Raw genomic sequence first — 20,080 nt, 5'->3', positions numbered from 1 at the left:
TTCTCTTCCAATGCTTTGACGCTACCGCAACGCAGGACGCGAACCCAATATATCGGAGCCAATTCTCAGGTGTGTCGCCCCTGCCCTGACGGCGGCTTCAAGGTCCTGACTCATGCCTGCGGAAATCCCCGAAGCGGAGGGGTGGTCCTCGAGGAGCCGGGCCGAAATTTCGGCCAGCCTGCCGAAGGCCGCATCCGGATCGGAACCGAGCGGAGCCACTGCCATCAGGCCGGCAAGCACGAGCCCCGGCGACCCGGCCAGCTGGTCAGCCAGTGCCGGAACATCCAAGCGGCTCGCGCCGCCCCGGTGGCTGCCGGCGTCGTCATCCAGGCTCACCTGGATGAAGCATTCAAGCGGGCCCCGGCCGGTGCTCTCCTGCTCCGTGGCAATGGAGCGGGCGAGGGCTGATGCCAGCTGCGGCCTGTCCACGGAATGGATGGCGTGGGCGTACCGCACCACGGACTTGGCCTTGTTGCTCTGCAGCTGGCCGACAAAATGCCAGCGCAGCCCCAGGGCGCTGAGCCGGGCGGCTTTGTCTGACGCTTCCTGGTCCCTGTTCTCCCCCACGTCGGCAACGCCCAGGGCTGCCAGCCGCCGCACATCATCAGCAGGGTGGAATTTGGTCACAACGATCAGCTCCGGCAGGTTCCCCTGCCGGCCGGCGGCTTCCGTGGCGGCGGCAATCCTGGTCCGGACTATGCCAAGACGCTCCCGTAGTTCGATCAGGCGGGGGTCGTTTGGCGCCGTCACGTCATGACGCTCACTCATTGGTCCACACCAGCCCGGCGAACCGGCCGGTCTCCGGGTTGCCGCGGTAAGAGAACAGGTCTTCGCTTTCGAGGGTGCACGGCCCGGAGTATTCCACTGTGACGCCCGCGGCTTCCAGCTGGCTGCGCGCCCCGGCGGGGAGGTCGAGTCCGGGAGTGCCCCACGAGGTAGTGGCCCAGGTTGCGGGAACGGCCGCCGCCACGTCCGCACGCATGCCTTCCGGCACCTCGTAGCAGGATCCGCAGATCGACGGACCGATCCAGGCCCTAATGTCCTCGGCCCCTTCGGCCCGCATGCGCACCAGGGTTGCGGGGATCACACCACTGGCGACGCCCGGCCGGCCTGCATGGGCCACGCCCAGGACCGGCTGTCCCCCGGATGTTGTCCCGGCAAGGACAACAGGAACGCAGTCCGCCACCATCACCGCGAGGGGACGCCCGGCGGAGACCATGGCGTCCGCCGTGGGACCGCCGGCTGTGGGACCACCGCCGGCGGGGCCGCCTGCGATGGGGCTGCCTGCGGCTGTGCCAATGTAGGCCACGGCATTGCCGTGGACCTGGTTCATGAACTGGAAGCCGCCTGCTGAAAGGCCAACCTCGGCTTCAAGGAGTTCCCGCCGGCGGCGCACTGCCGCCGGATCATCCCCCACATGGAGGGCCAGGTTTCCGGCCTGGGCATTAGTGAATGCCACCCACACGCCAGGCCGGACCTCGGTTCGCCACACAAACAATCAAAACACCGCTAACTGACTAGCTGACAAAATGTCCAGCCGATCCCTACTTCAGGAAGTCGGGGACATCCAGGTCATCCGAGCGGCTGCCGGACAGGTCCGGCTCCACTACCGAAGGAAGGTCGACGTCGAAGCCCGAGTCGGCGGGGACGGCCGAGGGCCGCTGCTGGCCCCAGTTGCTCAGGCCCGAAGCCCCGATACCGGCGTGGACCGGCTGGACGTGCTGTGCCGGCGCCTGCGCGGGAGCAGGTGCTGAAGCAGGAGCAGCGGGACGCTGGGGGGCGGCCTGCGGCAATGACTGGTCCATGGACGGCGACGTTGCCTTGACATCATCGAAGCCCGCTGCGATCACGGTCACGCGTGCCTCGTCACCGAGGGCGTCGTCGATGACGGCGCCGAAGATGATGTTGGCTTCCGGGTGGGCAACTTCCTGGACCAGGCGGGCCGCTTCGTTGATCTCGAAGAGGCCCAGGTCGGAGCCGCCCTGGATGGACAGGAGGACGCCGTGGGCGCCGTCGATCGATGCTTCCAGGAGGGGCGAGGCGATCGCGAGTTCCGCGGCCTTGACGGCGCGGTCTTCTCCCCGCGCCGAGCCGATACCCATCAGCGCGGAACCCGCACCCTGCATCACGGACTTGACGTCCGCGAAGTCGAGGTTGATCAGGCCCGGGGTGGTGATCAGGTCGGTGATGCCCTGGACACCGGACAGCAGGACCTGGTCAGCGGAGCGGAACGCATCCAGGACGGAGACATTGCGGTCGCTGATGGAGAGCAGACGGTCGTTGGGGATCACGATAAGCGTGTCCACTTCGTCGCGGAGGGCGTCGATGCCCGCCTCGGCGGACCCGGCACGGCGCCGGCCCTCGAAGGTGAACGGGCGGGTGACCACTCCGATGGTCAGGGCGCCGAGCGAACGGGCGATGCGGGCCACCACGGGCGCGCCGCCGGTTCCGGTGCCGCCGCCTTCGCCGGCCGTCACAAAGACCATGTCAGCGCCGCGCAGGACCTCTTCGATTTCGTCGGCGTGATCCTCGGCGGCCTGCTTGCCGACCTCCGGATTCGCGCCGGCACCGAGGCCACGCGTCAGCTCGCGGCCGACGTCAAGTTTGACGTCGGCGTCGCTCATGAGCAGAGCCTGGGCATCGGTGTTAATTGCGATGAATTCGACACCGCGGAGACCGACTTCGATCATGCGGTTGACTGCGTTCACGCCACCGCCGCCGATGCCGACGACCTTGATGACGGCCAAGTAATTCTGCGGAGCTGCCACGTTACGTGTCCCTTGTTCGTGTCCTATTGCGAAAACTGATGGAGTCGGGCTTGAAAGTACTAACCTTAACCTTCGACTTGAGGGTTATAGTTATGTCAAGTAACTCATGTTGTGACGCTATTTCCTATGCCTGAGACATTCAATGACCTGCTCCGCGTGTCGTGGGAATACCCGCTAAATGGAGCGGAAATCGCCGCGTACACCGGCCGCCGGCCGGCTGGTTTCACAGCACGCCTGAATGCTCGTCCCGAGGCTGATGCCGGGAGTTCGACCACTATCGTGTCACGGGATGCCGCGGCACGCTGACATCGTAGACCTGCACCGGGTATTTCGGGTCCGCGGGCGCCTTCAGCAGGGCTTCGAGAACCTTCGCCTTGAGCTCCCTCTCCCCCGCGTTGCCCCAGACGATTGTCTGCCCGTCCACCAGTTTGAGTTCGACGGCGTCAGCGGACTTCGCGGAGGCATCGGACAGCTTGGCCAGCACATCCGCGGGCAGCGCGGCAAGCACCGCGGTGATGGCTTTGAACAGATCCTTGCCAATGACTCCAGCCCCGCCGTCGATCACCGGCAGCTGGATGCTGGCGGGATCCTGGGTGGTGCCCAGCTGTACCCCATCGACGTCAACCAGCTGGAAGACTTCCCCTTGCTTCACCAGGGCAACCGGCGTGCGTTCTCGGATGTGGACCACCAGGACCGACGGCGGCCGCGCTTCAGTGGTTACTTCCTTCACCTGGACGAGGGGCTGCAGCAGCTGCCTCACTTCGTCGTCGTGTACCTGGGGCAGCGGCTTGCCCTGCAGCGGTTCCAGCGCATCCTGCACCTGTTCGGGCGTCAGCATCCTGGTGCCGTCCACCGAAACTGCCTGAACGGCAAACACGGGCGAGTAGACGGCTGCTGCCAGCAGACCGGCCACCAGCGCCGTAACGATGCACGCAGCAACGATGATGTTGCGCCGGAGCCGCTTGCCTTTGGGCTCCGGGAAGGACAGCACGTTGTCCGGCGCGGCAGGAGCCGCGGCTTCGGCCGCAGGTGCTGCCTTGGATGCGGAGATCACATCCGGGCGTCCGCTGCCCGGAGCGGCTTTGCCTTTCGAGGCCGGGCCGCCAGTCCTGTAGCTTGGCCGGCGGGTGCTAGCCACCGGGTGCCTCTGCCAGCAGGGCCTCCACGATCAGCGGGCCATACGCGGTGACGTCGCCGGCACCTGCCGTGAGCACAATATCGCCGGGGGCCGCGTCCGCCACAACGGCGCGCACCGCGTCCTGCGCCGAAACGAGCCGCCCGCCGTCGGAAAGCCTGTCCCCGATCAGTTGGCTGCTGACTCCCGGAATCGGGTCCTCGCGGGCCGGATAGATGTCCAGGACCAGGGCGGTGTCTGCGGTGTTGAGCGCGTCCGCGAATTCGGCCGCGAACTCGCGCGTGCGGGAAAACAGGTGCGGCTGGAACAGCACGTGGACTTTGTGATTCCCGGCCACGGACCGCGCCGCGGCCAGCGCAGCCCGAACCTCTGTGGGGTGGTGCGCGTAATCGTCGTAGACCCGGACGCCCCTGCCCTCCCCCTTGAATTCAAATCGGCGGGAGGCACCGGAGAAATGCGCCAGGGCAGCCGAGGCCGTTTCGGGCGGGACACCGAGTTCCAGCGCCACGGCGAACGCTGCCGCGGCATTGAGTGCGTTGTGCCGGCCGGGGACCTGGAGCTCCAGCGCAAACTTTCCCGCAGGCGTGGACACCCACACGTCACCGGGTCCGCCGTCGTGCAGCCGCAGCTGCGCATCCTCGGCGGTGCCGTACAGGACCACCCTGGTGTTGCCCCGGGCCCTGGTTCGCTCGGCGAGTGCACGGGCACCGGAATCATCGGCGCAGGCCACGAGGACGCCGTCGGCCGGCAGAAGTTCGGTGAAGCGGTCAAACGAGGCATACACGGCTTCGGCGGTGCCGTAGTAGTCAAGATGGTCAGGTTCAACGTTGGTGACCACCGCAATCCGCGGACGGTAGTTGAGGAACGATCCGTCGGATTCGTCAGCCTCGGCGACAAAGATATCCGAGGTGCCGCTGGCGGCATTCACGCCCAGCGCCGGGACGTTGGCACCGATGGCGAAAGTGGGATCCTGGCCGGCACCCTGCAGCAGGACCGCGATCATCGACGTCGTGGTTGATTTCCCGTGTGTTCCGGCCACCGTGACCACGCGGTCGTCCTCCATAGTTGCCGCCAGCGCCTCCGAGCGGTGGAGCACGGGAAGCCCGGCGGCGTGCGCGGCCTGGAGTTCGGGATTGTCGGCACGGATCGCCGAGCCGGCCACGACCGTCTGGGCGGCCCCCAGGTTTCCGGCTTCATAACCCACGAAGATGCCCGCGCCGGCGGCAGCCAGGTCGGCCATGACGGGAAGGTCCTTGGCGTCGGAGCCCGTCACCGGGACACCGCGTGACACCATGATCCTTGCGACGGCGGACATGCCTACGCCGCCAATGCCAATGAAGTGCACGCGGCCAAGGGATTCCTGGCTCCGCGTACCGGAGCCGGCGTTGGATGTGGTCATTTGCTTGCTGCTTCCAGGACAAGATCGGCCATTTGGCGATCGGCGGTACGGATACCCAGGGCTTCGGCCTTCGACGCCATCGTGGCCAGCCGGGCAGGATCGGACAACAGCGGGATGATCTTTTTGCTGACCCATTCGGGTGTGAACGATTTGTCGTCCACGAGCAGCGCCCCGCCCGCCGCTACGGGGCCGGCGGCGTTGAGGGCCTGTTCCCCGTTGCCTATCGGCAGCGGAACGAATACGGCCGGAACTCCCACGGCCGCGGTTTCGCAGACAGTGGCAGCGCCGGCACGCCCCAGCAGGAGGTCGGCGGCGGCGTAGATGTTCTCCATGCCGTCAACATACTCAACCTGGCGGTAACCATCCGCTGCGAGGGGCTTGCCGTCGGCGTCGAGGACTGTCTTGCCTTTTCCGGTGATGTGCAGGGTCTGCACGCCTGCCCCGGCCAGCGCGTCCAAGGAGGCAGCGATCGTTCGGTTGATGCTCTGGGCACCGGATGAGCCGCCGGTGACAATGAGTGCCGGCCTGTCCTGGTCCAACCCCAGCAGTTCACGCGCCGCGTGCCTCGCGCCGGCGCGGTCCAGCCCGGAGACTTCCCTGCGCATCGGCATGCCAACGTGCCTGGCCCCGCGGAGTTTCGTGCCGGCGAAGGCCACGGCAACGTGGCGGCTGAAACGGGCGCCTACTTTGTTGGCCAGGCCGGCCCGCGTGTTGGCCTCATGGATGACGATCGGGATTTTGCGCCGCCAGGCAGCAAGGTAGAGCGGTGTGCACACGTAGCCGCCGACGCCGACCAGGACGTCCGCTTCGGCGTCGTCGAGGATTTTTCCGGCCTGCCTGACCGCTCCGGCCAGCCGTCCCGGGAGCCGCAGCAGGTCGAGGGACGGCTTACGCGGAAACGGCACACGGCTGATCGTGGCCAGTTCAAGGCCCGCCGCGGGAACGAGCCTTGTCTCCATCCCGCTCGGCGTGCCCACGGCCAGGAGGCGCACCCCCGGGCGCATCTCCCGCAACGCGGCCGCAATGGCCAGGAGGGGACTGATATGCCCCGCCGTTCCGCCGCCGGCGAGGACTACTGACAAAGACTCGGCATTCATTAAGTGCTATTTACGCTTTCGTGTGGAGTGCGGGCGTGGGCCCTTGGTGCGGAACTTGAGCAGCCGCTTGGGCTGGACGCTTGGCGCCATTTGTTCCCGTGCCAACGACAACACTACGCCGACGGCGCACAGCGACATCAGCAGGGCCGAACCGCCGTAGGAAATGAAGGGAAGGGGTACGCCGATGACTGGCACGAGGCCGGTGACCACGGACATGTTGACGGTGGCCTGGCCCAGGAGCCATACCATGATGGTGCCGGCGAGGACGCGGTGGAACAGGTCTTCCTGCGCCACCACCACCCGGTAAATGGCGGCTCCGAGGATGGCGAAGAGAACCAGGACGACGACGGTGCCCACGAGTCCCAGTTCCTCGCCGATGATCGCGAAGATGAAGTCGTTGTGGGCTTCGGGGATCCAGCTGTACTTCTGCCTGCTCTGGCCCAGGCCGACGCCCAGCCAGCCGCCGGACGCCAGTCCGTACAGCCCGTTGGTGGACTGGTAGTTCGCGTCCATGCCTTCACCACAGGAGTTTCCGGTCCACCAGGACGTGATGCGGCACATCCGGTTTGAACTGGTCACGGCCATGAATCCGGCCCCGACCACGGCGACCAAGGCAGCGATGCCGAACATGTACAGCGGAACCCCGGCAAAGAACAGCGCGGCGGCCATGATCATCATGATGATCATGCCGGTGCCGAGGTCGTTCCCGGCGAGGACCAGGCCGATGATGCCGGCAGCTATGGGAAGGACCGGAACCACCACGTGCTGCCAGCGGTGGAGCAGTTTGGCCTTGACCGCAAGGACGGTGGCCATCCAGAGCGCCAGGGCGAGCTTGGCCGCCTCCGACGGTTGGAAGGTGATGCCGCCGAATTCGATCCAGTTCTGGTTGCCGTTTGTGCTGGTACCGATCAGGAGCACGAGGACCAGCAGCACGTAGGCCCCAGCGATTCCCGGCCAGGCGAGCCGCTTGAGCCAGACGACATTCACGCGCGAAAGCACGAACATCAGGAAAACACCGATGGCGGCGAACATGCCCTGCTTCAGCGCGGCCGTGTACGGGGACTCGCCGGCGGCAATGGCCTCAACGCTGGATGCGGACAGCACCATCATGATCCCGATGGCGGTGAGCGCGAGGGTCGAGCCGAGGATGAGGTAGTAGGTGGAACCGTTGCGTGACTTCCCGGTGCCTTCCAGCTTTGCCCAGAAGCTCCGGTGCCAGCCGCGGAGTTTCGCCAGTGGCGGCACCCGGCCCTTCCCGGCAGTCCCGGGAACCTGGCCCTTGGGCTTGGAGCCCGCCGCTTTGGCGGTCTGCGACGTCGCCGGGGGCCGGGCTGCGCCCCGCTGCCTGGCAGCCGGGGCACGGGTGGGCGTGCTGACCATTGTTACTCCTCGCCGGTCTGAGCCTGCCCTTCCACGAGCCCGCGGACAGCTTCAATGAAGGCGTCCCCACGGTGAGCGTAGGAAGAGAACTGATCCATGGAAGCAGCCGCCGGGGCCATGAGCACAGTGTCCCCGGGAGAGGCCAGCTGCGCCGCTGCGGCAACGGCCTGGGCCATCACGGTTTCCCCGTAGATCGGCGAGGGCACTGTGCCGGCATCGGCCCTTTCGGCAGACTGCACATTTTCAGTGTCGCCCTTGGTGCGTCCGATGACCGGGACATCGGGTGCGTGTCGCTTGAGTGCCTCCGAGAGCGCAGTGGTATCCGCTCCGATCAGTACGACGGCTTTAAGCCTCGGCGCGTGTTCCTGCACCAGCGCGTCGTAGCTCACGCCCTTGGAAAGCCCGCCGGCTATCCAGATGACGTTGCTGAAGGCCGAGAGCGATGCCGCGGCGGCGTGCGGGTTCGTGGCTTTGGAGTCGTTGATCCACAGCACGTCGTTGTGGCGGGACACGAGCTGGATGCGATGGTCCCCCGGGATGTAGTCCTTCAGTCCCTGGCGCACCGCCTGCGGCTCCACATCGTAGGCACGGACCAGGGCTGCCGCGGCCAGGGCGTTCGCCACCATGTGGCGCGGTGCCACGGGTCCGAGGTCCGCCATGGCGGCAAGCTCGGCAGCACTGTCCTTGCGCCCGGGGATGAAGGCACGGTCCACCAGGAGGCCTTCAACCACTCCGAGCATGCTGATGGCGGGCGTCACGGTGGTGAAGCCCACCGCCCGGCAGCCTTCCACGACATCCGCATTTTCCACCATGCGTTCGGTTTCGATCTGCTCGGCGTTGTAGATGCACGCCTTCTGCGTCCGTTCGTAGACCTTCGCCTTGTCGGCCAGGTACGAAGTGTAGGAGCCGTGCCAGTCCACGTGGTCCTCGGCTACGTTGAGGCAGACGCTGGCGACCGGTGAGACGGAGTGGCTCCAGTGTAGCTGGAAACTCGAAAGTTCCACGGCCAGGACGTCGTACTCCACCGGGTCGCGCAGGGCGTCCAGGATGGGTGTTCCCACGTTGCCGACGGCAATGGCTTTGAGTCCGGCGGCCTGCAGCATGGATTCGGTCAGGCCCACCGTTGTGGTCTTTCCGTTCGTCCCGGTGATGGTGAGCCAGTCCGCGGTCTTGCGGCCCTTGCGCTCCCGCACCCGCCAGGCGAGTTCCACATCGCCCCATACGGGGATGTGGGTCCGCGCAGCCAACGCCAGCAGGGCCTGGTCCGGGCGCCAGCCCGGGGAGGTCACAATGAGTTCCGGCTTCTGCCCGTCGATCTTCGGCATGGAGTGCACGGCGTCCTCGCCGAGGAGGACGTCCACGGCACCAACGATTTTCAGGGTGTCCGCCTGGGCTTGGGCTATCGGGCTGGTGGCGGCGTCAACCACCACCACCCGGGCGCCAAGCTCAATCAGGGTGTCGGCGGCGGCGAACCCGGAGACCCCGATTCCCGTCACGACCACCCGGAGTCCGGTCCAGTCCGAGTCCCAGCTCACCAGGCTCTCGAGCCGGGGTGAGGTTGCCAGCGGCGAAGGTATAGGGCTGCTCACAGCAGGACCACCCATTCTGCGTAGAAGATACCGAGGCCCGCGGCGACGAAGAGTCCGCCGAGGATCCAGAACCGGACCACAACGGTGACTTCCGCCCAGCCCTTGAGTTCAAAGTGGTGCTGTAGCGGCGCCATTTTGAAGAAACGCTTGCCCTTGGTGACCTTGAAGTAGCCCACCTGGATGATCACCGAAAGCGTGATGAGGACGAAGAGGCCGCCGATGAAGGCGAGCAGGAGTTCGGTCCGGGACAGGATGGCGAAACCGGCCACCGCGCCGCCGATGGCCAGCGAACCGGTGTCTCCCATAAAGATCTTGGCCGGCGAGGTGTTCCACCACAGGAAGCCCACCAGCGCTGCGCTCAGGATGGCTGCAAGGAGGGCCAGGTCCAGCGGGTCCCGGACGGTGTAGCAGCCGCCACCGGCCTGCCGCGGAGAGCCGCAGGCCTGGTTGCTCTGCCAGATTCCCATCAGCGTGTAGGCACCGAACACCATGACCGAGGCTCCGGCCGCGAGCCCGTCCAGGCCGTCGGTCAGGTTCACGCCGTTGGTGGCCGCGGTGACGATCAGGTTGGACCACAGGACGAACAGAATGGCGCCGAGGACGGTTCCGCCGAAGGCCAGGTTCAGCCAGGGGATGTCGCGCACCAGGGAAATCTGCGTGGAGGCCGGCGTCAGTCCGTTCTCATCCGGAAAGTTCAACGCCATGATGGCAAAGATGATGCCGACGGCGGCCTGGAGTACCAGCTTTGCCTTGGCATCGAGGCCAAGGCTGCGCTGCTTCGAGATTTTGATGAAGTCGTCCAGGAACCCCACCAGGCCCATTCCCACCATCAGGAAAAGGAGCAGCAAAGCGGAGGCGGAGGGGCCGGGTGAGCGCGGGTTCATCATCCACATGATGAGGTGGGTCAGCGCGTAGCTCAGCAGCACCGCAAACACGACCACTGTGCCGCCCATGGTCGGGGTGCCGCGCTTGGTGTGGTGCGATGTGGGGCCGTCGTCGCGGATGAACTGGCCGTAGCTCTTCCGGACGAGGAGACGGATGAACAGCGGAGTTCCCACCAATGCAAACAGCAGGGCCAGGCCAGCGCCGATGAGCAGTGCAATCACAGCGACTCGCTCCCTTCATTGGCGGTTGCTTGGGTTTGTGGAGGTAATGCTATCCGATCCCCTAAATGCCTCAGCCCAACACTGTTGGAGGACTTGAAGAGGACCAGGTCGCCGGGTTCAAGCTCTTTTTGCAGGAGTTCGTAGGCCTCGTCCGCGGACTCGGTGAAGACGCATTCGTCGCCCCAGGAGCCTTCGTTGACTGCCGAGACGTAGAGCGAACGCGCTTCGCGGCCGACGACGACGAGGCGGGAGATGTTGAGCCTGACCACCTGCGTGCCGACGGCCATGTGCTCGCGGATGGAGTCGGACCCCAGTTCCAGCATGGCCCCAAGCACCGCCCAGGTGCGGCGGCCGCGGCCGAGGTCGGCCAGCGTCCGCAGGGCTGCCCGCATCGATTCGGGGTTGGCGTTGTAGGCATCGTTGATGATGGTGACGCCATCCGGGCGTTCCGTGCGTTCCATCCGCCACCGGCTGGCTGCCGTCTGGGTGCTGAGGGAAGCCGCGATCCGCTCCCCCGGAACCCCCGCGGCATACGCCGCTCCGGCCGCTGCCAGGAGGTTGGTCATGTGGTGCGCGCCAATCAGGCGGCTTCGGACCTGGTATCCCGCGGCCTCGTCGGGGAGCAAAAGTTCAAACTCCGGGTTCCCGGCAGCGTTCGTTTCCACGTGGGCGGCGCGAAGTCCGGCGTCCGGGACCTCTTCGGCGCCCCGCGCGGAAAAGCCGAGGACGGTGGCCGAAGTCCTGCCCGTCATTGCGGCAACCCGGCCGTCGTCGAGGTTGATGACGGCGGTCCCGCTTTCAGGGAGTGCCTCGACCAGTTCCCCCTTGGCAACGGCGATGTTGTCCACTCCGCCGAATTCACCGGCATGGGCGGTGCCGATGCCCAGGACCACACCGATCAGGGGCTGGACCATGTCCGCGAGATAGCGGATGTGGCCGATCCCGGTGGCGCCCATCTCAATCACCAGGTAGCGGGTCTCGAAGCCGGCCTTGAAAACCGTCAGCGGCACACCCACCTCACCGTTGTAGGAGCCCTGGGGTGAAACCGTGTTCCCTTCCGCGGCAAGGATTCCGGCAAGCAGATCCTTGGTGGTGGTCTTCCCCGCCGATCCGGTGATGCCGATGACGGTGAAGCCGGACCCGTCCGCCTCGCGGCGGGCCCGGATCCGGCGGACGGATTCGGCGGCCAGTGCGCCCATGGCGAGGACAGCGTCCTTCACTACGATGGCGGGATACGGGTCTCCGGAATCGTCGTGGACGTCACGTTCCACCAGGGCCAGGACGGCGCCGCCTGCAAATGCCGCACCGACAAAGTCGTGGCCGTCAGCGGCCTCGCCGGGCTTGGCCACATAGAGGGAGCCCTCCGTGGCCTCCCGGGAATCCGTGACCACCGCCAACGGCGTGATGGTCGGTTCGGCGGCAAGGCGGCCGTCTGTAATTTCGGCAATTTCCGCCGCAGTAAATGCAATCATCTCGGTCTAGGACTCTATCCGCTCGTCATTCAGAACGGTGAATCCGCGGGCTGTCAAGGCCTCGCGCAGCTCCACCCTGTCGTCGAGCGCAAGGTTTACGCCTTTGACTTCCTGCCAGACCTCGTGGCCGCGTCCGGCCACGAGGATCGTGTCCTGCGGATTGGCCATGTCCACGGCTTGACGGATGGCTGCGTCACGCGGATACGACTCAAGGATCGCGCAACCAAGGCCTTCACTTTCCTTTGCGTGGCGGGCGCCCGCCAGGACGTCGGCACGGATCGCGGCGGCGTCCTCGTCGTGGGGGTCGTCGTCGCTGACGATGACCACGTCCGCCAGGCGCGCGGCAATGGCTCCCATGGCAGGCCTTTTGCCCTGGTCCCGCTGCCCTGTGGCTCCGAAGACCACGATCACCCTGGAGCCGGGCTCCGGTGAGCGCACGGCTTCCAGGGCACGCTGGAGGGCGTCCGGGTTATGGGCAAAGTCCACGACGGCGGCCGGCGCCGTGGAAACGAGCTGCATGCGTCCCGGTACGGCTACGGTGAACGGATCGGCCGAGTCGAGCACTGACTGCAGATTCTCAGCGTCAACCCCGCTGGCCAGCACCATAAGGGTGGCGAGGGCCGCGTTGGAGACATTGAAACCGCCGGGCAGGCCCGTGTGGACGCGCAGCTCCGTGCCGTCACGGTGGCTCAAACGGAATTCAGTGCCGAGCCCCCGCGGCTCGGTGGCGGTGACGGCCCAGTCAGCGGCTGGTGCGGCCGGGTCGTTGCCTTGGACCGTGGCCAGGGTGGTCACCGGGATTGCTGCGCCGGCGGCGAGGCGCCTGCCCCATTCGTCGTCGACTGTAATGACCGCCGACTTGGCGCGGAGCGGCGTGAACAGCTCCGCCTTGGTCTGGAAATACTCGTCCATGGTGCCGTGCAGGTCCAGGTGGTCCTGGGTCAGGTTGGTGAAGCCGGCGACGTCGAACTGCACGCCGTCCACCCGGTGGAACGACACAGCGTGCGAGGAAACCTCCATGGAAGCAGCGTCCAGGCCGCGTTCGCGCATGAGCGCCAGCAGGGCGTGGATGTCCGTCGATTCAGGCGTGGTGAGCAGGCTGGGAATGGGCTGGCCGCCGGCAACGATCTCGATGGTGCCGATCAGGCCGGTCTTGCGCCCCAGCGCCTGCAGCAGCGCGTTGATGAAGTAGGTGGTGGTGGTCTTCCCGTTGGTGCCGGTGACGCCGAACAGTGCGGGGGCGGCACCCGTTTCCGGGCGGCTCTGGTAGATCAGGGACGCGAGGCCCCCGACGGCGCTGCGGGGCTCGTCCACCACCAGGACCGGCACGGGAGTGTCCGCGGACAGCGCGAGGAGCTTCGCGCCGTCGTCGTCCGTCACCACCGCTACTGCCCCGGCCGTGACGGCCTGGGACGCGAAGTCCGCGCCGTGCCGGGATGCGCCGGGCAGTGCGACGTAGAGGTCGCCCGGCTGCACCGTCCGCGAGTTCAGGGTGATCCCGGTGACGGGTACGGAACTGGATGCCTCGGGAACTACGACGCCGACGGACTCGCCGATGGTGCCCAGGGGCACCGCGGCAACGGCCGTCGGACGGAACCCGGAACCGGATTCCGCGCCGTTGATGGCGTCGGTGGCGTCGGTGCTGCCTGGGGCATGATGCTCTGACAAGTGGATCTCCGTTGGTGCTAGTGGATCACACCGGGCGTAGGGGAAGATCCCCTGCTCCGTACGATGTTGTGGACGTGCTACTTGACGTATTGGGGCAGCCTGACCGGCTCGCCCGTTGACGGCGGAACGTTGTAAGTCCGCAGCGTCTGGCTCATCACCGACCGGAACACCGGACCATTGGTGATTCCGTAGATGCTGCCCTTGGGGCGCTGCAGGACAACTTCAACAATAAACCGCGGATCGTCCATCGGCGCCATCCCGACCATGGAGGCCGTGTAGCCGCAGTACCCTGACTTGCCGTCGTCGCACGGCGATTCGGACGTTCCCGTCTTGGCCCCGACGCGGTAACCGTCGATGGCCGCATCCTTGATCTGGCCCTCGGTGACGGCGCTTTCCAGGATGTCCCGGACCTGCTTGGCGGTCTCCGGTGACACGACCTGGCGGCTGTCCTTCGCGGGGACCTTTTCCTCGGTTCCGTCGGGACTGATGTAGCTGTCAATCAGGCGCGGCTGGAGCATCACGCCGTTGTTGGCAATGGACTGGTAGGCGCGGACGGTCTGCAGCGTGGACTGCGAGACGCCCTGTCCGAACAGGACGGTGTACTCCTGCCGGCCGTCCCACTGATCGGCCGGAGTGAGGATGCCGCTGGCTTCCGCGGGCAGCCCGATATCGGGTGCTTCGCCGATGCCGAACTTCTGCAGCCAGTCGTGGCGCTGTTCCTTGGTGAGGCGCTGGCCCGCCATGACGGTTCCGGTGTTCATGGACCAGCCCAGGATGCCGGCCAGGGTGCGCTCCTCGGTGCCGTGGTCGAAGGAGTCGGTGAAGACCTGGCCGTCCACCACCAGGGAGGGCGGGATGGTGAAGTGGTCGAGCGGACTGGACTTGCCTTCTTCGATGACAGCGGCTGCGGTGATCATTTTCTCTACCGAGCCGGGCTCGTAGGCGGCGGTCACCGACCTCACACCGCGGTCTTTGGCGGCAACCTTTCCGGGGTCGTTGGGATCCGGGGCGTTGGTGTCCGCCATGGCGATGATGTTGCCGGTCTTGATGTCCTGGACGATGATGACGCCCCACTCGGCACTCAGCTTGTCCGACTGGCTCTGGATGGCCTGCTGCGCGAAGTATTGCAGGTCCGAGTTGAGCGTGAGCTTGATGTCCTTGCCGTTGACGGCGGGCGTCAGCTCGTCCACGCCAACCGGGATGCGCAGGCCGTCCGCGCCAATTTCAAAGAGCCGTTTGCCGGGAGTTCCCTTGAGGATTTCGTCCTGGGTCTGTTCCAGTCCCGCCTGGCCGCTTGCTCCCTCCTGCAGGAATCCGACGATCCCGCCGGCAACTGAACCGTTGGGGTAGACGCGCTTGCTGGTGCCGACGGTGACGATTCCCGGAATCGCCAGTTTGGAGATCCGGTCCTCCATGTCCGGCTTGAGGTCCTTGGCCACGATGTAGTAGGGCTTCTCCCCTGTCAGTGCGTCCTTGATGTCCTCGGGATCCTGCCCCAGTACAGCGGCAAGTTCCTCGATGCCCTGTTCCCTCGAGACGGTGACGAGCTCTTCCTTCTCACCGACCGTATCCAGACGCCTGAACGACTCGGTCTTGGTGTTGACCCGCTGGTCCACCACGACGTTGTACCGGATGACGCTGTCAGCCAGGACCGTCCCGTTGGCGTCCAGGATGCTGCCGCGCTCGGCGGGGAGCTCAATCGGGGTCAGGCGGTTGTTCAGGGCGGCCTCAGCCATCCCGCCGATGTCCAGCCCCTGGACCATGAACAGCTTGCCGCCAACCACAAGCAACAGTGCCAGCATCATGCCCAGGCCGAGGCGGAGCCTCCTGGTGGCGTTCGGCACTTTTGCGGTTTTCTTCTTGCCCGTGCTCTGCGCCACGATGAGTCCTTGCTGCTTGCGTGCTGGTGGTCAGTCCTGTCAGTTACTGTCCAGGCGTCTTTTGCTGCGGTGCCGGGACGGACCCGCCGTGGAGCTCGACCGTGGGCTTCGGAGCAGCAGCCGGTGCTGCAGCAGCCGGGGCCGGTGCGGCCGGTGCCGGCTTAGCGGCAGCCTCAGCTTCCGCGGGTTTGCGGGCGGCCAGCGGATCCTTGGTGGTGGCGGGCGGAACTACTGTGAGCTGCCCGGCGACAGCGGGCGCTGCGATGACGGCGCCCGGCTTGTCACCCTTGGCCGCCGGCTTGGGCGTGCCGCTGACAGTCAGCGTGGACAGATCGATCTGTCCCTTGCCGGTGGAAGCTACCATGCCCAATTCCCCGGCCTTGGCAGCCAAATTCTGGGGAGCATCGAAGTTCTGGACCTGCTGCGTCAGGTCCTGGTTCTGTTTTGTCAGTGTTGACTGGTCGCTCCGCAACTGCACCAACTGGTACTGGGCAGTGGACACCGAGATGTTCAGGACCAGGACGGCCATTAGCGCGACGGCCAGAAGGGCGAAGCAGAGCACAACGAAGGGAGCCCTGCGCTTGCGCGGCGTGGAGCGAACCACCGACAGCGGCGTCCGCAGCTTACGCTCGGAACCTCCGGCAGGCTTGAGCCCCGTGAGGGCACGGGCCGCCGTGCCGGACACGGCTGGGAAGTTCTTGGCAGCGGCGGTGCTCATGCGGCCCTCCTGGCTCTGATTCGTTCAACTGCGCGCAACCGGGCGGACGCTGCGCGTGGGTTTTCGGCTATTTCGTCGGCGGTGGGCACCTCGGTGCCCTTGGTCAGGGTCTTGAGTTCGGCCTTGTGCTCCTCCAGTTCCACCGGGAAGCCCAGCGGTGCCGACGACTTGGAGCCGGCCTGGAAGACTTTTTTGACGATCTTGTCCTCCAGCGAGTGGTACGACATGACCACCACGCGGCCCCCCATGGCCAGGGCGTCGACGGCGGCAGGCACCGCGCGCTCCAGCACATCGAGTTCTTCGTTGACTTCGATCCGCAGGGCCTGGAAGGTCCGCTTGGCCGGGTGTCCCCCGGTCTTTGCCGCTCCGGCCGGGACAACAGCGCGGATGGTGTCAACGAGTTCGCCCGTAGTGGTGAACGGCTTGGCGTCCCGCGCCGCCACAATACGGTTGGCGATTCTCCCGGCGAACTTCTCTTCACCCCACTTACGGATGATGCGGACCAGGTCCTCTTCGCTGTAGTTGTTCACCACGTCCGCGGCAGTCTGGCCGCGGCTGGTGTCCATGCGCATGTCCAGTGGCGCATCGAAGGAGTAGGCAAACCCGCGGTCGCGTTCGTCGAGCTGCAGCGAGGAGACGCCCAGGTCCATGAGTACGCCGTGGACCTCGCGTATGCCGAGGTCGCGGAGGACGTCGGGGATTTCGTCGTAGACAGCGTGCACCAGATCGGTCCGGCCGGCGAAGGGCTGCAAACGCTCCCCGGCCAGGGCCAGCGCCTCCTCGTCACGGTCGATGCCGATCAGGTGGAGATCCGGGAACCGCTGCAGCAGCGCTTCGGAGTGACCGCCCATGCCCAGGGTTGCATCGATGACCACGGGACTGTCACCGCGCAGGCGGGCTGCCTCAATTCCGGGGGCCAACAAATTGATGCACCGGTCCCTGAGGACCGGTACATGGCGTTCGGACGTGGGTTTTGGCTGGTTGGGATCGCTCATACCTTCGTCCTTTCTTGCCTGGTTGTGCCTGGTGAGGCCGGCCCCGGTGGGCCTCGGCGCGCTTCTTGAGCCAGATCCCCATCCGCGCCTATCCCAGCGTCCGCCTGGCTCCGGGGAAGTGAGCCAGGAAAACGGTCGGGATGGGCGGCTGGAGATCTCGTTCAAGAAACGCTTCCGTCGTCGCCACCGGGCTTCAGAAGATTCCCGGGATGGCGTCGTCGGTTTCAGAGAAGGAGGTCTCCTTCTCTGTCAGGTACTCATTCCATGCCTGGGCATCCCAGATCTCCGCCCGGGAGCCGGCGCCAATGACGGCGAGCTCCCTGCCAAGACCTGCGTATGCCCGGAGCGCGGGAGGAATAGTCACGCGCCCCTGCTTGTCAGGTACCTCGTCCGAGGCTCCAGAGAGGAAAACCCGGATGTAGTCACGAGTCTGCTTGGAGGAGATGGGCGCCTCCCGCATTTGCTCGTGAATCCGCTCGAATTCCCGCTCACTGAAGACGTAGATGCAGCGTTCCTGGCCCCTTGTGAGTACCAGTCCGCTGGCAAGTTCCTCACGGAACTTCGCTGGGAGGATGATCCGCCCCTTTTCGTCCAAACGCGGCGAATGAGTGCCAAGAAACATGGCCACCCGCCTGTCTGTCGTCAGGAGCTGCACGTCCCCTGTGCTGCACTACCCTCTTACTCGCTCCACTTTACTCCACATCGCTCCACAGTCAACGCGACACGGAAGTTTCGTCCCGGGATTGGACGAATGTCCGCCCGGAAACCCGGGCATTTTGGCCGGTGGTGGAAAGTGGAGGGGCTTTGGCGGCGAGTGGGGCAGCGGACCTCCAAGGAGGAGGACAGGGCGGGAGTCCGCACCCGGCCGCGATGGGCAGCGGGTGGGCGGCCCCGGTTTCCCGGCGATTAAATGCAAAAGACCCGCCTGGGCGGGTCTTCGTGCGTGCCTGCCGGAGGCAGGGTGGTGCAAAGTGGAGCGTTAGCGGACGGCTGTCCAGGGAGGGTGTTACGGTTCGCCGCGGCGGCGTTCGTCCCAGCGCTCCTCGAGGCCGCTCATGAACGAGCTGCGTCCCTTGCCGGGCTTCTTGGCGCCGGACGATTTTGCTTTTCCGGCGGCGGTACTACGCATCGTTGCGAAATAGACTCCCGCTCCCATCACGACAAAACCGAGGACACCAACAAAAATGCTCTGAAGTGATACGCCCACCAGCAGGAGGAGAACACCGGCCAAGGTGGCCAGCACGCCCATCACGATGTGGCGCGTGGACCAGTTGCGGCCCGGATCCGATCCCATTGAGTTGGCAAACTTCGGATCGTCCTCGTGCAGCTGCTTCTCCAGCTGCTCGAGCAACTTCTGTTCGTGCTCCGAGAGCGGCATCACGACCTCCTTAAGTCGGCCAACGTCCGGACTTGCCGTGGCCTCTGGTTCTCAATCCGACAACGTCCGGCATGCGCAGGAGGTTCCCGGCCACCGTATACCGGAGGACCCGGGTTCCACGCATTCGGACGACGGGCTGAGGCAGCTGGCTCTCAGTAAGTCCAAACGTTCGAAATCTATGTATCTCTAAGGATAGTTTGTTCAGCCCTGTTCTGAAAGACGCTGCGGGCGGGCCGGCAGGCCCTCAATCGGCAGTTTTGTGCGGGTCCAGCAGACGCGCCGGTAACACCGATTTTGAGCCGAACTTCTCAGCCACCCGGTCCAGGACCTGTTCGGCCGCACGCCAGTTGTCATCGCGGCGGTCCAGGCTGAGCTGGAGCGAGGTGTGGGCAGCATCCTCGAGCTGCTCAGCCCTGACGCCGACCAGGCGGACGGCCATGGGACGGGCGCCCAGCGATTCGAGCAGCTGGACGGTGACGGCATAGATCAGCTGTGCACTGTCCACCGGAGCGTGCACGGTCCGGCTGCGCGTGATGGTGGAGAAATCGGCGTAGCGGAGCTTCAGGGAGATGGTCCTGGCAACCATCCCTGTGCTGCGGAGCCGCTCGGCCGTCCGGTGTGATAACCGCAGCAGCTCCCGGTGCAGGAGCACATCATCTGCTGTATCCACGGCGAAGGTTTCTTCGGCACCGATGCTCTTCTCAAGCCGGACCGGAGTCACCGGCCGCGGATCAATCCCCCACGAAAGCCTGTAGACGTGTTCCCCCGAGGCGCCGAGCGTTTTCTTCAGCGAGGCCGGCGGCGTCGCGGCCACATCCGCCACCGTCCGGATTCCCATGCGTGCCAGGACTTCAACGGTCTTGGCACCGACGCCCCAGAGCGCATTGACGGGAAGACTGTGCAGATACGCAACAGTCTCTTCGGGCGCGATGAGCAGGAGTCCGTCCGGCTTGCAGCGCGTGGACGCTATCTTGGCCACGAATTTGCTGGCCGCGATGCCGACGGACGCGGTGATGCCAAGCTCGCCCTGCACCCGGCGCCGGATAATTTCGCCGATCTCGCGCGGACTTCCCAGCCGTCGGATGGCTCCGCCGACGTCGAGGAAGGCTTCGTCCACGCTCAGGGGTTCCACCAAGTCCGTGATGGATCCGAAAATCGCCATCAGCTGCGTGGAAACCTCGTAGTAGAGCTTGTGCCGGGGTTCAATGATGGTTGCCGCGGGGCACATGCGCGCCGCGATCGCCATGGGCATCGCGGACTTGACCCCGAAGGCCCGGGCTTCATACGAGGCGGACAAGACGACCGAACGGTCCGCCGGGTACCCGACAATCACCGGTTTTCCGCGCAGATCCGGCCGGCTCCGGAGTTCCACCGAGACGAAAAAAGCGTCCATGTCCACATGCATGATGCTGCTTCGACGGAGCTCCCGGAGGGTCGCTTCGAGCTGCTGTTTATCCTGTTCCGACCCCACGCCTTCAATCCTATGCCGTGGGAC

Annotated in this window: 17 protein-coding genes; all 17 read right to left on the bottom strand. The window is 65.8% G+C overall.

Annotated features, from left to right (window positions below; all coding sequences use genetic code 11):
- Positions 1-21: 21 nt before the first annotated feature.
- Positions 22-768, bottom strand: coding sequence for a YggS family pyridoxal phosphate-dependent enzyme (locus tag J2805_RS21710; protein WP_309980016.1), 747 nt, complete (start codon positions 766-768; stop codon positions 22-24).
- Positions 761-1,498, bottom strand: a complete 738-nt coding sequence (locus J2805_RS21705) for a purine nucleoside phosphorylase YfiH/LACC1 family protein (protein ID WP_309980014.1) — start codon at positions 1,496-1,498, stop codon at positions 761-763. Before J2805_RS21705 ends, J2805_RS21710 begins: the two co-directional genes overlap by 8 nt.
- Before the next feature lie 46 nt (positions 1,499-1,544).
- Positions 1,545-2,768, bottom strand: a complete 1,224-nt coding sequence (gene ftsZ / locus J2805_RS21700) for a cell division protein FtsZ (RefSeq protein WP_309980012.1) — start codon at positions 2,766-2,768, stop codon at positions 1,545-1,547.
- A 274-nt stretch (positions 2,769-3,042) separates the two neighbouring features.
- The gene (locus tag J2805_RS21695; RefSeq protein ID WP_309980010.1) at positions 3,043-3,906 is read right to left on the bottom strand and encodes a cell division protein FtsQ/DivIB; all 864 of its coding nucleotides are present in this window, start codon (positions 3,904-3,906) and stop codon (positions 3,043-3,045) included.
- On the bottom strand, positions 3,899-5,302 hold the full coding sequence (gene murC / locus J2805_RS21690) for a UDP-N-acetylmuramate--L-alanine ligase (protein ID WP_309980008.1): 1,404 nt from the start codon (positions 5,300-5,302) through the stop codon (positions 3,899-3,901). Before murC ends, J2805_RS21695 begins: the two co-directional genes overlap by 8 nt.
- Entirely contained in the window at positions 5,299-6,399 is a 1,101-nt protein-coding gene (murG, locus tag J2805_RS21685; protein WP_309980006.1) for an undecaprenyldiphospho-muramoylpentapeptide beta-N-acetylglucosaminyltransferase, read from the bottom strand. Before murG ends, murC begins: the two co-directional genes overlap by 4 nt.
- 6 nt (positions 6,400-6,405) lie before the next feature.
- Positions 6,406-7,779, bottom strand: a complete 1,374-nt coding sequence (gene ftsW / locus J2805_RS21680; RefSeq protein WP_309980005.1) for a putative lipid II flippase FtsW — start codon at positions 7,777-7,779, stop codon at positions 6,406-6,408.
- Between the two features lie 2 nt (positions 7,780-7,781).
- Positions 7,782-9,383, bottom strand: a complete 1,602-nt coding sequence (gene murD / locus J2805_RS21675) for a UDP-N-acetylmuramoyl-L-alanine--D-glutamate ligase (protein WP_309980002.1) — start codon at positions 9,381-9,383, stop codon at positions 7,782-7,784.
- Positions 9,365-10,474 carry a phospho-N-acetylmuramoyl-pentapeptide-transferase gene (gene mraY / locus J2805_RS21670; RefSeq protein WP_309980000.1) on the bottom strand — a complete coding sequence of 370 codons (1,110 nt, stop codon included), beginning with the start codon at positions 10,472-10,474 and terminating at the stop codon, positions 9,365-9,367. Before mraY ends, murD begins: the two co-directional genes overlap by 19 nt.
- Positions 10,471-11,946 carry a UDP-N-acetylmuramoyl-tripeptide--D-alanyl-D-alanine ligase gene (locus J2805_RS21665; RefSeq protein ID WP_309979998.1) on the bottom strand — a complete coding sequence of 492 codons (1,476 nt, stop codon included), beginning with the start codon at positions 11,944-11,946 and terminating at the stop codon, positions 10,471-10,473. Before J2805_RS21665 ends, mraY begins: the two co-directional genes overlap by 4 nt.
- 6 nt (positions 11,947-11,952) lie before the next feature.
- A complete protein-coding gene (locus J2805_RS21660) occupies positions 11,953-13,614 on the bottom strand; it encodes a UDP-N-acetylmuramoyl-L-alanyl-D-glutamate--2,6-diaminopimelate ligase (protein ID WP_309979996.1) in 1,662 nt (553 codons plus the stop codon).
- Positions 13,615-13,691: 77 nt separating this feature from the next.
- The gene (locus J2805_RS21655) at positions 13,692-15,494 is read right to left on the bottom strand and encodes a peptidoglycan D,D-transpeptidase FtsI family protein (protein ID WP_309979994.1); all 1,803 of its coding nucleotides are present in this window, start codon (positions 15,492-15,494) and stop codon (positions 13,692-13,694) included.
- A 43-nt stretch (positions 15,495-15,537) separates the two neighbouring features.
- Entirely contained in the window at positions 15,538-16,212 is a 675-nt protein-coding gene (ftsL, locus tag J2805_RS21650) for a cell division protein FtsL (RefSeq protein ID WP_309979992.1), read from the bottom strand.
- Entirely contained in the window at positions 16,209-17,207 is a 999-nt protein-coding gene (gene rsmH / locus J2805_RS21645) for a 16S rRNA (cytosine(1402)-N(4))-methyltransferase RsmH (protein WP_309979990.1), read from the bottom strand. The genes ftsL and rsmH overlap by 4 nt, the downstream gene beginning before the upstream one ends.
- A gap of 193 nt (positions 17,208-17,400) precedes the next feature.
- Complete coding sequence (gene mraZ, locus J2805_RS21640; protein WP_309979988.1) at positions 17,401-17,829, bottom strand: division/cell wall cluster transcriptional repressor MraZ; 429 nt, start codon at positions 17,827-17,829, stop codon at positions 17,401-17,403.
- Between the two features lie 384 nt (positions 17,830-18,213).
- Positions 18,214-18,585 (bottom strand): DUF3040 domain-containing protein, encoded by a 372-nt coding sequence (locus J2805_RS21635; RefSeq protein ID WP_309979986.1) that lies wholly within the window; start codon positions 18,583-18,585, stop codon positions 18,214-18,216.
- Positions 18,586-18,829: 244 nt separating this feature from the next.
- Positions 18,830-19,990, bottom strand: coding sequence for a DNA polymerase IV (gene dinB, locus J2805_RS21630; RefSeq protein WP_396134456.1), 1,161 nt, complete (start codon positions 19,988-19,990; stop codon positions 18,830-18,832).
- Positions 19,991-20,080 lie beyond the last annotated feature (90 nt).

Origin of the sequence: Arthrobacter oryzae, from assembly GCF_031454875.1 — a bacterium.
In the GTDB taxonomy this organism is placed as follows: Bacteria; Actinomycetota; Actinomycetes; order Actinomycetales; family Micrococcaceae; genus Arthrobacter; species Arthrobacter oryzae_D.
The sequence above is the reverse complement of the archived record's forward strand: the minus strand, read 5'-3'. Positions and strand labels throughout refer to the sequence as shown.

What these genes read in the sequence shown, in the direction of transcription:
- J2805_RS21710 (WP_309980016.1), bottom strand. Translation starts at nt 768, where the DNA reads ATGAGTGAGCGTCATGACGTGACGGCGCCAAACGACCCCCGCCTGATC.
- murC (WP_309980008.1), bottom strand. Translation starts at nt 5,302, where the DNA reads ATGACCACATCCAACGCCGGCTCCGGTACGCGGAGCCAGGAATCCCTT.
- murG (WP_309980006.1), bottom strand. Translation starts at nt 6,399, where the DNA reads ATGAATGCCGAGTCTTTGTCAGTAGTCCTCGCCGGCGGCGGAACGGCG.
- ftsW (WP_309980005.1), bottom strand. Translation starts at nt 7,779, where the DNA reads ATGGTCAGCACGCCCACCCGTGCCCCGGCTGCCAGGCAGCGGGGCGCA.
- murD (WP_309980002.1), bottom strand. Translation starts at nt 9,383, where the DNA reads ATGGGTGGTCCTGCTGTGAGCAGCCCTATACCTTCGCCGCTGGCAACC.
- J2805_RS21665 (WP_309979998.1), bottom strand. Translation starts at nt 11,946, where the DNA reads ATGATTGCATTTACTGCGGCGGAAATTGCCGAAATTACAGACGGCCGC.
- ftsL (WP_309979992.1), bottom strand. Translation starts at nt 16,212, where the DNA reads ATGAGCACCGCCGCTGCCAAGAACTTCCCAGCCGTGTCCGGCACGGCG.
- rsmH (WP_309979990.1), bottom strand. Translation starts at nt 17,207, where the DNA reads ATGAGCGATCCCAACCAGCCAAAACCCACGTCCGAACGCCATGTACCG.
- mraZ (WP_309979988.1), bottom strand. Translation starts at nt 17,829, where the DNA reads ATGTTTCTTGGCACTCATTCGCCGCGTTTGGACGAAAAGGGGCGGATC.
- J2805_RS21635 (WP_309979986.1), bottom strand. Translation starts at nt 18,585, where the DNA reads ATGCCGCTCTCGGAGCACGAACAGAAGTTGCTCGAGCAGCTGGAGAAG.
- dinB (WP_396134456.1), bottom strand. Translation starts at nt 19,990, where the DNA reads ATGCATGTGGACATGGACGCTTTTTTCGTCTCGGTGGAACTCCGGAGC.